Below are 14,977 nucleotides of genomic sequence, written 5' to 3'. Positions count from 1 at the left end.
CCGTAAGGCAGCAGATCGTCACTGGAGATGCCAATTTTCGCACCGATTTCCTGAATCGGCTTCTTGTTCGCCTCACGGGCGATTTCGATGTCGGATTTGTAGCTCATTGGGTGCTGGGCTCCGTGCAAAGTAGGTTTAACGAACTCAAACCCGCCCGCATGTGCGACCGGGGAGGAATCGAATACTTTCTTTACGGTAAATAATTTTTCCCTTGGGTCAACCTTGGAAATACGAGGACATGACCGAAAGGGTATTTGTTACCCAATGGGGTCACGGATCACGCGTAACGTTTGCGCACCGCGCTAAGCCCCAACAACCAATCCTCAACGATGCGTAATTCCGGGAATGCTTTTTGCGTTGGGCTTTTAAGAAGATAATACCCAGACTGTGTTCGCACCGAGACGTCCTGAATTGGTCTGACCAACGCGCCGCTTTCAAGCAGTGGGTCGACAAGATGGGCCCAACCCAATGCGACCCCCAATCCATCGACTGCAGCTTGTATAGAGAGAGGATAGGTGTTGAAGGCCACAGCGCGTTCCATCAATGAGGTCGAAATATCATTGCCGTTGAACCACGTGTGCCATGTCATCCATTCCGCGTGACTACTTGTCACCTCAATCAGATCCAACTCTGGCAAAGCAGTTAAATCTGTCACCGTCGGATTACTACTGAGATACTCCGGGCTGCAGACCGGAAAAACAGTTTCCCCAAATAACAGCTGAGCATCATATCCAGGCCATTCCCCATCCCCGCGCAATATCGTCAAATCCATCGAATCTGACAGGCACTCTGCATCACTGTCGGAAGACACCAACGAAATACGAATGCGATCATTAGATTTGTTGAATTTTCTTAGCTGTGGCATCAACCAGAGTGACGCAACCGAGTTGGTCGCAGAGATCGAGACTGTGTTGGCCTGATGTTTAGCCAGCATGTCACGGCTAACATCCCGCATCAGGTCCAGCGACTTTTCCACAGTTGCCAACAAAATCGCACCTTGCTGCGTCAGCGAGACCGAGCGATGACCTCTGACAAACAGCGGAACATCATAATGCTGCTCCAACAGTCGCACCTTGCGGCTGATTGCCGTTTCCGAAATGTTGAGCACCTTGCTGGCCTGCGCAAAACTCTGCGCCTTCGCAGCCGCTTCAAATGCCAAAAGGTAATCGAGCGGTGGAAGGACCTTCCCGGTAATTGGCGCTTTCTTTGGCATCTGAAGGCGGTTTCCCAATCTGAAGATGATCGCAATCAAAAACATTTGCCCGTTTCGACTGGAAACCGATCAGGCAACTGACTGTTAAAATAGTGAAAAGTCAGATTTGCCTCAAGAATTTATAGGCAATGCCTCTCAAATTTCTGTTCTGCGTCTCGTGAAAACTTAGGCAGAATGAGAAAATTCGGGGCCGGAAGAGTCCGCAGATAAGAAATGTACGTCACTCAGGGAGCAAACATGAAACTCACAAACCTATTTTCTGCTGCAACCTTGGCAGCGGTAGCGGGCACCGGAGCGTTCGCCGAAGACAGCAGCGATCCGATCGTCATTCCAATTCACAACTGGTCCAGTCAGATCGTGATGTCTTACGTTACAGGTCAACTACTAGAAGAGATCGGTGACAACGTCGAATACGTCACAACAGACAGTCAGGCGGTCTACGAGTCGGTACGCTTGGGCGATGTCACACTTGAGATGGAAGTCTGGGAAGGTGCATTTGGCGCATCCTTCCGCGCCGCGCTGGAAAAGGGTGGACTGCATGATGCAGGCGATCATGATGCAGTCACGCGCGAGGATTGGTGGTATCCGATGTGGACTAAGGAATCCTGCCCCGGCCTGCCTGATTGGCAAGCTTTAAACGACTGCGCGCATCTTTTCGCAACAGCGGAAACCGGGGACAAAGGCCGGTATCTGGATGGACCCGTCGACTGGTTGAAGCACGGTAAGGAACGTGCCGAAGCGCTTGATTTGAATTTCACGGTTATCAATGCGGGTTCGGCTGCAGCCCTTTGGGCCGAGATCGGAGCGGCAGAGGCGGATAAGAAACCTGTTCTGGTCTTCAACTGGACACCCAACTTTGCCGAAGCTGTCTGGCCCGGTGAGTTTGTTGAATTTCCGGCCTGGGAAGATGGTTGCGACAAAGATCCATCCAAAGGTCCGAATCCCGATGCGTTGTATGATTGCGGAAACCCAGCCAGCGGTTACCTGAAAAAAGCCGCGTGGGATGGCATGAAAGATAAGTGGCCGGCTGCTTACTGCGTATTGACTGAAATTTCGTTCACCAACCCGCAAATCGCGGAAATGGCCAAGCTGGTCGATACAGACGAGCTGGAACCGGAAGAGGCGGCAGCCGAATGGCTGGACGCTAACCGCGCTGTTGTTGACCCCTGGATCAGCGCCTGCAGTTGATAAACCGGTCATTCGCGACGAAACTGGCGCGGCCTTGCTGATCTCGGTGAAGCGAGGCCGCGCCTAACAAGAAAGAAGGCAGCCATGTCCGCCACAGCGCCCGTCATCTCAGCCAAAAACGTCTGGAAACTGTTTGGAGCCTCTCCTGAGACCTATCTGAAATCTATGCCCGCGGGTCGCAGTTTCGACGAGATACGTGCGGACGGTTACATCGCCGGGGTCAAAGACGTCTCGATTGAAGTTGGCCGGGGTGAAATGCTGGTCATCATGGGGCTGTCCGGATCAGGTAAGTCTACTTTGGTACGGTGCTTTTCACGTCTTCATGACATTACCGGCGGCACGATTGAGGTTGACGGTCAGAACATCATGAGCCTGAGCGAGCGCGACCTGATCGAGTTGCGACGCAACAAGATGGGCATGGTGTTCCAGTCCTTCGGTCTGCTGCCGCATCGTACGGTTCTGGATAACGTGGCCTTCCCGCTGGAAATGCGCGGTCAGGATCGCCATGACCGACGCGAACGCGCATTGGAAGTAATCAAGCTGGTGGGCCTTGAGGGTCGTGAAGAATATTTCCCGCGTGAACTCAGCGGCGGGCAACAGCAACGGGTCGGCATCGCCCGGTCCCTGGCGATTGAGCCGGATATTTGGTTCCTGGATGAACCGTTCTCCGCCCTTGACCCTTTGATCCGGCGTGAAATGCAGGATGAATTCCTACGGCTTCAAGAGATGCTGGGTAAAACCATCGTCTTTATTACTCATGATTTTGACGAAGCGCTGCGTTTGGCAGATCGGATCGCGATCATGCGCAATGGCGCGGTTGAACAGTGTGACACACCCGATCAAATCGTCATGAATCCTGCCACTGAATATGTGGCGAAATTTACCGAGGACATCGACAAAGCCCGCGTGGTGCATGCGAAAGGGCTGGCGAAACCGGTCAACGGGCACGCCTTGGAAGGAGCTCCGATCAATGGTGGCGCAACGATCCACGAACTTGCGCGAGTTCTGGTCAATGACAACCGCATCCTTTTGCCGGTTGCAGATGACAAAGGCGTTATCACCGGTGTCCTGGAACGCGACACCGCTCTGAATGTTCTGCTCGGAGCCGAATAATGGCGACGCTGTCCACTGATCTGACGGAGACTTCGGACAAGCCGTGGGGACGTACACGGGTACTTACCGCGCTGCTTGCAGTGGCGTTTGCACTGATCCTTGCCAAAGCCGCTGGTATTCTGCCTGAATGGCTGAACCGCATCCCCGAAGCGGCGATCCCGCCCACCGCACAAGTTCTGGATGCGATCTTCAACTTCATCCAGAATGACCTGGGCCTGATATACGTCACCCGCTTCATCGCGGAAGGTCCGCTTGAATTCCTGCTGGATACATCGGCCAACCTTTTGGAAGGCAAGCGTCGCTGGCCCTATCTGGGACCGATCCCATGGTCTGCGATTGCCGCCGTTGCCGCGGTTGTGGGTTATGCTGTCGGTGGATGGAAGTTGGCCGCTTTGGGCGCGGGCACCTTTATCTGGACCGCAGCAATCGGCCAGTGGAAGATCGCCATGCAAACAATGTCGGTGATCGTGGTTGCAGCACCCCTGGCGTTCCTGCTGGGGCTGGCTTTGGGTATTGCCGCATGGAAATACGGTTGGTTCGAGCGGGTCCTGAAGCCCATCCTGTCCATATTGCAAACCCTGCCCTTCTTTACCTACCTGCTGCCTGCGGTGATTTTCTTCAAGGTGGGTCCAACCGCCGGGGCCGTTGCAACGATTACGTTCGCGATCCCGCCGATGATCCTGATGACAACGCTGGGGCTCAAGAAGGTTAGCCCCGAAGTGATCGAAGCGGGTCAGATGTCCGGCTGTACTCGCTGGCAGATGCTGCGCCATGTATACATTCCGGCAGCGCGCACCGAAATTCTGGTTGGCGTCAATCAGGTGATCATGCTGTGTCTGGCAATGGTCGTTCTGACCGCCTTTATCGGAATGCCGGGTCTTGGCGCTAAACTGTTGGCGATGATGGGAAGTTTCAAGCTCGGACGATCCTTCGAGATTGGCATCACTATCGTCCTTTTGGCCGTGACTTTGGACCGGATGTCCAAGGCCTGGGTGGTCAAGCAACCAGTTCACTTTGAACGCAACACGCCCTGGTGGAAGCGGCATCAAATCTCGCTGGTCGCACTGGGTCTGTTCATCGGGTTTATCCTGCTATCGCAGGTATTCCCGATCCTGGCTGAAGTTGGCCGCAAACAGCACCTGAGCCAAGGCAAGGAAATTGACGTGGTGATCAAGTCGTTCCTGGCGATCGACGCCATCAAGGGAACAACTGAATGGTTGCGCTGGTTCCTGAACGTCAAGGTTCTGATCCCGTTCCGGGACACGCTGCTGGCGATCCCGACCCCCGCCTTCATCCTAATAGTCGTTGCCTTTGCCTATTGGGTCGGCGGACGCCGCCCAGGTATCTATGCGGCAGTGTTTTTTACCATCGTCGCATTCTCGGGTTGGTGGGACCGGTCGGTGATCACTCTGTATACAGTTATCTCGGCTGTTGCGCTGGCCACACTGATCGGAATACCGCTGGGCGTAATCGCTGCCCGGTCCGAACGCTGGTCGAAAAGCATCCTTCTGGCCTGCGACACCGCGCAGACCTTCCCCAGCTTTATTTATCTTATCCCAGCGATCATGTTGTTCGGTGTCAATGACGTGGCGGTTGTGTTCTCGATCCTGATCTTCGCCGCCGTACCGCTGATCCGGTACACTATTATTGGCCTCAGCAGCGTCCCGCCGGAAATGACCGAAGCCGCCGACATGTCCGGCTCAACCCGTCGCCAAAAGCTGATGTCGGTACAGTTCCCACTGGCTCTGCCAACTATGGCGGTCGGGTTCAATCAGGCCATCATGTTCGCCTTTTTCATGGTCATCATCGCAGCCTTTATCGGCACGCAGGACCTTGGGCAAGAACTTCAGCGAACGCTGGCCGGAACCGAGTTGGGCAAAAACTTTGTCCTCGGCCTGAACGTGTCGCTGATGGCGCTGACCTTTGACATGGCGATCAGCAGCTGGGCGGAACAGCGTAAAAAGCGACTGGGGCTCGATTAAGATGGCACAACAGCAAAACATGCGTACTGTCGCCCGGTTCGACGATACCGGCTTTGTTAGAATGCACATGGACGGTCTGCTCGACGAACAGGTCTGGTGGAAGAATGTCAGCTTTGACGAAGTCACCGGGCAAGGGAGTTATCTGATGAAGATGGCCCCGGGAACGCGCTCGAATCCGCATATTCATCATGGTGCGGAAGAGTTCTTTGTCCTCGAAGGCGATCTGACTGATCACGACGGTTTCAGCTATCGCAGCGGTGACTTCGTCAGTTTGGCCGCCGGTTCCAGCCATTTTTCGCGCACCGAGGCGGGATGCCTTTTGGTGGTCACGCACCGCGGTGCAACCGAGTCCATTCAGGAAGGTGCATTATGAATGTGAAACCGGTTTTCGAAGTGCCTTACGAACGTAGCGGGGTTCTGGCCCCCGGTCTTCCGATTCTACCGCATGGAACGGAACGTCATCCCGTCCCTGGCGCAGGGTCGCGGGCGGTTTCGGTGTCCAAAGGCGACACGATCACATTGCTGGATCGCGATGGGATGCAACCCGCCGAGATGGTGTTCTTTGCCCCCGATCGAAGCTCGGACGCTGCCATGCTTGGCGCGCAGGGGCACGGTCGACCAGAGGGGCTGATTGCGACTCTGGCGAATGGCTCGGTTTCGGGCAAGAAAGTGCTACGCGCGTTAGAGGTTGCAGGTTTCGATATCGGACGCGGGGATGCGATCCGGGCTTTCTCGGATGGATCACGGCCCGGCGACATGGCGCATTTCGTGGCGGAATGCGACGGTCTTCTGATCGTCTCTGCTCCCGGCGAAGCGATGCGACCCGAAGACAACAACCCGCCGACCGACATTATCCTGTACATTCAGCGTGCCGCTCCTGGCTTGGAAAAACCCAACGTGGGCCCGCCCGATCCTCTGGCCGACCCACTCAAGGATATCAACATTCAGCCTGGCAATGCCAAATCTTATGAGGTCAAAGCCGGGGAGTTCATCCAGATCGTGGATGTCAGGGGCCGCGAATGTTCAGACTTTCAGGCGTTCAGCCGACGTGCACTGGATCAGGGGATCGAACGCGAGATTGATCCCACCACGACACGTAGCCTGATGGGCAGTTTGTATCCGCAACCAGGCATATTCTCAAAGTACTGGTCGGTGGATCAAGAACCCCTGGTCGAGATCGTGCAGGATACGTGCGGCCGCCACGACACGTTCGGGCTGGCCTGCACAGCTCGGTATTATGAAGACTTGGGCTATCCTGGCCATGTCAATTGCTCGGAAAATATCAACAAAGATCTGGACCAGTATGGCATCCGGCCCCGCGCAGGTTGGCCTGCGATCAACTTCTTTTTCAACACGATGCTGGACGATGACAATGCCATCGGCATGGATGATCCGTGGTCGCGACCCGGAGATTTCGTGCTGCTGCGCGCGCTGACAGATCTTGTCTGCGTCAGTACCGGCTGCCCCTGCGACATTGACCCGGCCAATGGTTGGAATCCAACCGACATTCAGGTGCGAACTTACAGAGCGACCGAAGATTTCAAACGGTCCTACGGCTACAGAAAATCTGCGGAGGCGGATGTGGAAGAAACCAAGAAAACAGCATTTCACGACTGCTTTGCACGTCATACCCGTGATTTTGTCGAATACAACGGGTATTGGCTGCCCAATACGATGACCAATCATGGCGCGATCGCAGAATATTGGGCCTGTCGGGACAAAGTCGCCGTAATGGATCTGAGCCCACTTCGCAAATACGAGGTTGTTGGCCCGGATGCCGAAGAGCTGATGCAGCTTTGCGTGACCCGCAACATGAAGAAGCTGAGCGTCGGTCAAGTTGTCTATACGGCAATGTGCTATGAACATGGCGGCATGATCGACGATGGCACTGTCTATCGGCTGGGAGAGACCAACTTCCGATGGATCGGCGGCAACGACACCAGTGGTTTGTGGCTGCAGGAACAAGCGCGCAAGCGCAATATGAATGTCTGGGTGCGAAACTCTACAGATCAGTTGCACAATATCGCGGTACAGGGGCGGCACAGCCGCGACATCCTCTCGCAGATATTCTGGACGCCACCCCAGCAGCCAACAATTGAAGAATTGCCTTGGTTCCGGCTTACCGTGGCCCGGGTCGGGGATGTGCGCGGAACCTCGGTCGTGATTTCCCGAACCGGATATTCCGGCGAGTTGGGATATGAAATATTCTGCCACCCCAATGATGCTGTCGAGATTTTCGACCGTGTATGGGAAGTTGGTCAGGATTATGGAATTGCCCCGCTTGGTCTTGCCGCCCTCGACATGTTGCGGATCGAAGGCGGCTTGATCTTTGCCGGGTCCGAATTTGACGACCAGACCGATCCGTTCGAGGCCGGGGTCGGTTTTACCGTCCCATTGAAATCTAAGACCGATGATTTCATCGGGCGCAGCGCAATTGAGGAACGCAAGGCTCACCCTCACCGCAAGCTGGTCGGGTTTGATATAGAAGGTGGAACAGTGCCTTCTCCGGGCGATTGTGTACGTGTCGGAAAAGCGCAGGTCGGCGAAATCACCAGCGCGATGAAGTCACCCATCTTAGGCAAGGTCATCGCCCTTGGGCGTGTTGCATCAACCCATGCGCTGGAGGGGCACGACATTGAGATCGGTCAACTGGATGGGCAGCAAAAGCGCCTTAAGGCAAAAATTGTTCCGTTCCCGCATTTTGATCCAACTAAAGAGCGCGTGAAAGGTGTTTACCCCAGTAAAAATGTCCCGGATGCGGCCGAATGAAAACTTGACTGCCAAACAAACGGCCAAAGTTGTGGCCGTTTGTTTTCTGGAGCTTGTCATCGCAACTTCACCAACAACTGGCTTCGCGGACAAATGTGACCGGGTTTCCGCGCTTGAAAACTATAATACCACGGGCGTTTCACCGAATGGAGCGATGTGCAAAACGTTTGTCGGCCTGGACAATGTCCAAGGCGTTTCATGCCGATGGGAGTTTCCATTCCGGGACTCTGAAGCCATTCGCGCGTTTAACGACCTCTGGACTGAAGTAACACTTTGCAAAGAGGGAACTTGGACGCAAGACGACGGATCAGTCAACCACCCTGATAGTTACGTGCTGAGGGAGCTTTTCACTTCAGAAGGCTTTATTCGCGTTGCCCAAAAAGATAAGGGCCAAATCAATCGTACATTGGTGTTTTTGAGTCTCGAACATCACAATTGATGCAGTCGGTGTACATCGCCCACCAGCCACGGAAACCATCATCCCAATGGGTCAGAGGCCAACAATGCACTAACAATCAAACTGGACCAGTCAGATGAGGCTGCTCAGAAATCCACGCATTGTGCCACTCATTCTCTCAGCCGTCGCCGCTTAAGACTTGGTTGGGATAACCACCCGACCACTTAATCCTCCTAACGCGGCAGATTTTCCCAGGTCGAAGTGCGCACCGTATGCCTTGAGAAGATCAACCGCGATTGCCAGCCCCAGCCCGCTGCCTCTTACCGAAGTGTCAAGCCGTCCACCAGAGCGTAGCGCTTCGCGTATTGCGTCCTCTGGGATACCTGGGCCGTCATCTTCGATACAGATCTCGACACAGTCTTCGTGACGTTTTGCGGTCAGTTTTACTTTGCCACGACACCATTTGACTGCGTTATCCAGTAAGTTCCCAAGAACCTCTTCGATATCCTGCGTATCCATGCGCACCCAAAGCTCAGGATCGCTTTTGACTTCCAGTATTTTATCCTCTCTCTCAGCGATCGTAGTAAACAACCGTGCGAGACGTTCGACTGAGTGTGAAACGTCCGTACGCGAATGGGTCAACTCAGCCGTGTTTAGAGCCCGGATTCGCGCGAGTGACCGACCGAGTTGAGAGTCGATCCGATCTAAAGCTTCGTCAGCGATACCTGTGTCGACACCGGCCTGTGACATAGCCTGTAGTTCATTTCTCAGAATAGTGGCTGGCGTTTTCAGAGCATGTGCCAGATCAGCGGCTTGCCTGCGTGAGCCGGATACAATGTCCCGATTGCGATGCAAAAGCTGATTCAGATCATCGACCAAAGGGGCCACTTCGTCCGGGTAATCCGTGGGTGCCAGATTGTCATCCGTGTCCCAACGATGGGCGACATCCGCACGCAATTTACGAAGAGGACCCAGGATTGCGGACATCAGCATCAATGAACTTGCAACACCGATCAAGCCAACCAAACCAAACACCGGTAGAAGACTACGCTGTGCCGCCCGTCTTTCATTGACCAACTGCGCCTGGCTTTCCGCGACACTAATTCCCCAGACAGTTCCATCTTCGAAAGAAATTTTTTGGTATGCGCTGCGCAACGCTTCCCCCTCGGGGCCGGAAGTGTTCCAAAGGGTTGCATCTTCAGAGATGTCAGGTGGTTCAGCGATTGTTTCGTCAAACAAAGATGCCGACGTGTAAACCTCGCCGTTGCCGGTGGTAACCTGCCAGTATCTGCCGGAATATGGCGCGCTGTATGCCGGATCAAACATGAGATCACGCAGGGCATCCGGGTCTTGTGTCGTAACGCTCAACCCAACGACAAGCTGGGTGTGGCGATCTCGAAGCGTAGCGTCGAACCTGTTTGAAATTCGGGCATCGATAAACGAAAAAACAGCCAGAGTGCCCACGCCAACGGACAATGCCCCAGATGCAATCCCTCCAAGCAGTGCCCGTTGACGCAGCGACAACATCAAACTGAATCGATCATATATCCGCGACCCCGGACCGTTGTTATCAGGTCAGGTCCCAATTTGTTGCGCAGCCGGTTTATGAAAACCGCAATGGTATTCGAATCTCGGTCACCGTTATATTCGTAGATATGTTCCGAAAGTTCGGATCTGGGGATCAGGCGACCGGCGTTGTGGGCCAGGTAAGTAAGAACGGCTATCTCCTGGGCTGTTAAGTCGATCGGAACGCCATCAACAGTCACCCGCCCATTGCGTGTATCAAGAACGACATTGCCCATCTCGATAACAGGATTCAGCTGCCCACTCTGACGGCGCAAGATGGCGCGGACACGCGCGGCCAGCTCGGGCAAATGGAATGGTTTGGTCATGTAATCATCTGCACCGGCATCCAATCCGTCGACCCGTTCGCTCCAACCATCGCGTGCCGTCAGGATCAGAACCGGAGTTTTTATACCCGCGCTGCGCCAGTCGCGCAAAACCGAGATGCCATCTCGTTCCGGAAGCCCGAGATCGAGGATGATCATGTCATATGGTTCGGTAGTTCCCAGATGCTGAGCATCAACTCCGTTGTGGACAATATCGACCACGCGGCCTTCAGCATTCAGCAGCTTTTTGATCTGTTCGCAAAGGTGCGGTTCGTCTTCTGCGAGTAATACTCTCATACTTTTATCTATAGGCCTGCGACCGAAATTTTAACCACTATTTTTTGCCACCACCATTACCGTTGCCACCGGAGTTGCCGTTACCGTTGCCACCGGAGTTGCCGTTACCGTTGCCGCCGGAGTTGCCGTTACCGTTACCGCCGGAGTTGCCGTTACCGTTGCCACCGGAGTTACCGTTACCGTTGCCACCGGAGTTGCCGTTACCGTTGCCGCCAGAGTTGCCGTTGCCGTTGCCACCGGAGTTGCCATTACCGTTGCCACCGGAATTGCCGTTACCGTTGCCGCCACTATTGTTGCTCTGATTGCCCTTACTGCTGGTCTGGCTTTGTGTGTTGGATTTGGCAGAATTGCCTGATGTGGACTTGGCTGCGTTTGAAATCTGGCGTCCGATATTAGAACGATTGGGCACAACGACACCGGTTTGAGCATTCACAATAACACTTATGATCTTCCCATTGGGTTTCTTTACGAGGATCCGATAGTAGACCTTGTCAGTCTGGAACGCGCGCGCATCGACCGGCGTTCCACCAAAGACTTTTTCAACGCCTTTTAGAACCCTCTTTAACCTGATGGTGCTGCCCGTCGTTGTCACTTTGCGCAATTCGGATTGCTTTAGTTCGCGCACAGCAGCATGCCCTTCCCCAACCTGGAGAAAGGCGAACAGACAAGCGATGATAAAAAGCTTTCTCATCCTCAGTACTCAATATCGCGTAATCGCGCCTCAATTCTACAGATTTTAAGATGAACTGGCGATGAACGGTCGGTTCGTCGCAGGTTCAACGATAATAGGCTTAAATTTGTCAGTTAGTTCCCGATTCCGACACGCGCACTCGTGCTGTCATGTTTCTACGCATTGCATCGTGTGCGGAAATTCGCATTCAACAAACGAGGACCGTCATGAAGATCAATACGACCGGCCTAATGAAAGCCTCTGCAATCGCAATCGCCTTGCTGGGATCCACGGCAATTGTTGGCGCATTCACGTTCCCTGATGCCGCCTATGCCAAGCAAGGCAAAGGAAACGGCGGTGGCAACGGTAATGGTGGTGGCAATGGCGGCAATGGAAATGGGGGCGACAAGGGCAACAGCGGTGGTAAAGGCCATGGCAACAGTGCGAGTAGCGGCAAAGATAAAAACAAGGGTAACGGGTCAGCCGCATCCACGAACGGAGCAAGCAAAGCGGCCGGAAAATCTGGTCACAAGTCAAAAGGCTCCGCAGGGGTCAATTCGAGGTCTTCTAAGAAGGGTCAATTCTCTCTGAAAGGCTTGCTTGGCGGTAATAAAAAGCAAACTGCAAAAAAAACGCAAAGGAAGGGAATTGGTGGCCTGTTCAAAGGTAGCAAGCCAGTAACCACCGCAAAACAAACAAAGACTACTTCGGTCAAGCGGTCCCTGCGCCCGCCAAGTAGAAAAGCAACGATTCTGGAAGATAGTACGCTTGCGCTTGAATCGCGCAATCTCGGCAAGCTAAACGGCGCCATTAACTCCAGCCCCAAAGCAAAGCTCGCGCATATTGCAAACGGTCAGTATAAGAAAGGTACCGGACCGGTCAGCCTTGCAGCGGGCCTTGCCGTTGCGGACACCGAATTCAATCACATCATGGGTGAAGACAACACGTTAAGCCCCAAAGACGTGAAAGAAATCAACGCAGCGCTAGATTACTTGGACGAAGCCCCTCTGTCATTGGAGGAAGCTGAGGATATCCTCGCCAATGAGGAAGCCAACCCTGGGACAACTGACCCTGAAGCTTTGGAAGACGCGCAAGCCGTTAAAGATGCGCACGACTTAACCACGGATGAAGATGGTAATCCGATTGATCGACCTACGGAAGATCAGTTGGCGGCCGCAGAAGCCGTGCATCAGGCAGAAGACAACCTTTTGGATCACCACAAGGGCGGGTTTTCAGAAGATGACGCCATCGCAACGCAACAGCAGGACAATGTTCTCGACGCTGTACGAGCCTCTAATCCTGACGAGGAAGCCGTCAAAACCGCGCTTGGCAGTTCGTATGACGAAGACAAGTATGATGACGACGATCACGATGAGGATGAAGCCAATACAGATCCGGTCGATGACGGTCAGACGCCTGAGGGAGAACAAGTGGAAGAACTTGTTAGCAACGGCTAAGTATTCTGCCAACGAGACTCCGGGCGACGCTTTTGCCTTGCATTCGTCTAACATGAACCAGAAAAAGTACCTTAATTCTGAACCTTAGCTTAACACAGCAAAAAAGCCCGCTCGGATTGGAGCGGGCTTTTGCATTTGTGTTTTCCCGGGTAGGACGTTTCCCGCGAAAACTGCGGACGTCAAGATGTAGGGTCAGACGTCCTTCTTGCTCTTTCAAGCTGCTCATTCCTTGCGATAGCTTTCAGAGCAATTTCGACAGGCGGGAAACGCCCGCTTCTGGATTTCGTGCTGTTAGACAAGTGTTTGCGCGCGGTGGAACGTGGTGGTTCCAAGTGTACAGGAACCTGATCCATAGCGCTTTCAGTGGCAGACTTAATCATGCAGTTCCCCTTCCAGGGAGCCAAGTACCCATAACTGTCTCGGCTCGGTGGAAGGAGTATGCGCGATGCCTGTTGAACACCACGAGAACACATTGTTCACCTTTGGTTAAAGTTGTCGCCGGAACGTAAACAATGTGTTGAATTGCTCTTCGCCGCTTGTAACCAAACTATAAATTTGGGTTGCTCTAAATATTATTCGAATAACATCAGCCATGCTTGGCTTTGTGCCATAGCTTAGCCGTCGATCAGACCAAAGGGTGTCTTGCTCGGTTTTATGGCTAACGAGGCGCGTTGCAGAACTGGCATTCCATTGCTGTCAACCGAAGTTAGCTGTTTCAGCGTCTCTGGGCCTGCGGCCTGCTTGAATTTTTCGATTTAACAAGTGCAACAGTTCGACTTGATTAGAGGCACCCGTCTTCGAAAATACCGAGCTTAGGTGCGAACGAACAGTCGTTGGGCAGACAGTCAGGGCTTCTGAAACCTTTTTAACTGTCATTCCTTCCTTCAGCATAGCGCAAACCCGAAACTCGCACCGGCTGAGCCCTGCTGGATTTTGAGGGCCCAGGATTGGAACATGCTCGGTATCCGAAACTTTTTTCAGATTATGATTACGACCCTTCTCCAGATACGAGGAGATTGAACCAGGCGTTCGCTTGCACCAACCTGACGCCAGTGTCGGTGCCAACATGGCTAGTAGGTCCAGATCATATTGGGCAGGTTCATGCCTGAAATGCAGCTCGATGTGATCCACATGCCCGCCGGTTGTATCAAGCGGAACCACGATCACCTCGCCCAGCGCCTTTAAATTGCCCTCAAAATGACGAAGCGTTGCTGTGTTGCCCGCAACCAACGCGTCTGACAACGTCCAAATTGAGCCCACCCGTGCCGTCAGAAAACTTTCACCCAGAACCCGTTCCACCAGAGTTTGAGGTTGAGAGGGCCAAACCTTTCCTTCCTCTCTGCAACACCGGGCAATATATTTTACTTTTCGTTCCGCCTTAATTGTACGTGCAATTAATGCGGCATCCGCATTAACCAACTTTATTAGCTTATATAAAACCTGTGGAATGGAGTTTTTGCTCGTTAAAGCATGCGTCCATTCCATAACAAAATTGAAACTATTTTGCGCCTGGGCGCTCTTGGAGAAACTGATACTCATTACCCTACTAACCAAAACAACAAACGTTGCGAGGCAGAACTTTCTGCCGCGGCCCCACCGCAATTACAAACTTGTTCGGGGTTCATGGGTCCAGCAACTGATTTTAAGGCCATGCCTATAGGGCAAAAAAAGAGCGAGCAGCTTCCAATACTTGCATAACTATCTGTAATTATGACGTAAAACTTAGATACCGAAAAACAAATTCCCGACACTTGGATGCCTCAAAGGAAAGATATAGCGACGAGTATTATTGAGCCTTCCAGCCACAGTTGCACATCGAATCGCCGCATTGTTTCCAGATTGACTGATTCGATTGAAGATTAAAGCCTTGTTAATGCAATGTTTATTTTAATCTCTTTTAAGAAGTTTAAATGATAAATAAATCATCTATTACGTGTATTTTTCCTATTTTTCGCGGAAGGCGGAAGTTTTCATCACCGCTACCGTTATTTCAGAGCCAATG

The 14,977-nt window shown here is 53.1% G+C and carries 12 protein-coding genes; 7 read left to right on the top strand and 5 right to left on the bottom strand.

Translation table 11 applies throughout. The features are described 5' to 3' along the window. Nucleotides 1-277 precede the first annotated feature (277 nt). A complete protein-coding gene (locus tag ACR0AJ_RS11460) occupies nt 278-1,213 on the bottom strand; it encodes a LysR substrate-binding domain-containing protein (protein WP_480740866.1) in 936 nt (311 codons plus the stop codon). A 237-nt stretch (nt 1,214-1,450) separates the two neighbouring features. On the opposite strand from ACR0AJ_RS11460, the gene ACR0AJ_RS11455 reads away from it, so the two are divergent. The 6 genes from ACR0AJ_RS11455 to ACR0AJ_RS11430 all read left to right on the top strand — a co-directional run bounded on the left by ACR0AJ_RS11455 (nt 1,451) and on the right by ACR0AJ_RS11430 (nt 8,704). Next, nucleotides 1,451-2,401, top strand: a complete 951-nt coding sequence (locus ACR0AJ_RS11455) for an ABC transporter substrate-binding protein (RefSeq protein ID WP_170351497.1) — start codon at nt 1,451-1,453, stop codon at nt 2,399-2,401. Between the two features lie 84 nt (nt 2,402-2,485). Beyond that, nucleotides 2,486-3,514 carry a quaternary amine ABC transporter ATP-binding protein gene (locus ACR0AJ_RS11450; RefSeq protein WP_170351499.1) on the top strand — a complete coding sequence of 343 codons (1,029 nt, stop codon included), beginning with the start codon at nt 2,486-2,488 and terminating at the stop codon, nt 3,512-3,514. After that, on the top strand, nt 3,514-5,496 hold the full coding sequence (locus ACR0AJ_RS11445) for an ABC transporter permease (protein ID WP_170351501.1): 1,983 nt from the start codon (nt 3,514-3,516) through the stop codon (nt 5,494-5,496). The genes ACR0AJ_RS11450 and ACR0AJ_RS11445 overlap by 1 nt, the downstream gene beginning before the upstream one ends. Nucleotides 5,497-5,515: 19 nt before the next feature. Continuing rightward, entirely contained in the window at nt 5,516-5,869 is a 354-nt protein-coding gene (locus tag ACR0AJ_RS11440) for a cupin domain-containing protein (protein WP_170351502.1), read from the top strand. Then, the gene (locus ACR0AJ_RS11435) at nt 5,866-8,265 is read left to right on the top strand and encodes a trimethylamine N-oxide demethylase (RefSeq protein WP_170351504.1); all 2,400 of its coding nucleotides are present in this window, start codon (nt 5,866-5,868) and stop codon (nt 8,263-8,265) included. The genes ACR0AJ_RS11440 and ACR0AJ_RS11435 overlap by 4 nt, the downstream gene beginning before the upstream one ends. A 4-nt stretch (nt 8,266-8,269) precedes the next feature. Continuing rightward, nucleotides 8,270-8,704: a hypothetical protein gene (locus ACR0AJ_RS11430; protein WP_170351506.1), complete on the top strand. Its 435-nt coding sequence runs from the start codon at nt 8,270-8,272 to the stop codon at nt 8,702-8,704. Nucleotides 8,705-8,854: 150 nt separating this feature from the next. Here the strand turns inward: ACR0AJ_RS11430 and ACR0AJ_RS11425 are convergent, their stop codons facing one another. From ACR0AJ_RS11425 to ACR0AJ_RS11415, 3 genes are read right to left on the bottom strand one after another with little or no spacing between them, the layout of a single operon-like run. Then, on the bottom strand, nt 8,855-10,189 hold the full coding sequence (locus ACR0AJ_RS11425; RefSeq protein WP_170351508.1) for a sensor histidine kinase: 1,335 nt from the start codon (nt 10,187-10,189) through the stop codon (nt 8,855-8,857). After that, on the bottom strand, nt 10,189-10,848 hold the full coding sequence (locus ACR0AJ_RS11420; protein ID WP_170351510.1) for a response regulator: 660 nt from the start codon (nt 10,846-10,848) through the stop codon (nt 10,189-10,191). Before ACR0AJ_RS11420 ends, ACR0AJ_RS11425 begins: the two co-directional genes overlap by 1 nt. A gap of 37 nt (nt 10,849-10,885) precedes the next feature. Continuing rightward, complete coding sequence (locus ACR0AJ_RS11415; protein ID WP_217360551.1) at nt 10,886-11,539, bottom strand: PepSY domain-containing protein; 654 nt, start codon at nt 11,537-11,539, stop codon at nt 10,886-10,888. 206 nt (nt 11,540-11,745) lie between these two features. Here ACR0AJ_RS11415 and ACR0AJ_RS11410 point away from each other — a divergent pair, with 206 nt between their 5' ends. Next, a complete protein-coding gene (locus ACR0AJ_RS11410; RefSeq protein WP_170351495.1) occupies nt 11,746-12,975 on the top strand; it encodes a hypothetical protein in 1,230 nt (409 codons plus the stop codon). Nucleotides 12,976-13,671: 696 nt separating this feature from the next. Here the strand turns inward: ACR0AJ_RS11410 and ACR0AJ_RS11405 are convergent. Then, on the bottom strand, nt 13,672-14,514 hold the full coding sequence (locus tag ACR0AJ_RS11405; protein ID WP_480648780.1) for a helix-turn-helix transcriptional regulator: 843 nt from the start codon (nt 14,512-14,514) through the stop codon (nt 13,672-13,674). Nucleotides 14,515-14,977: the final 463 nt, after the last annotated feature.

The sequence above is a fragment of the Ruegeria sp. CJ9 genome (assembly GCF_056536625.1).
The sequence above is the reverse complement of the archived record's forward strand: the minus strand, read 5'-3'. Positions and strand labels throughout refer to the sequence as shown.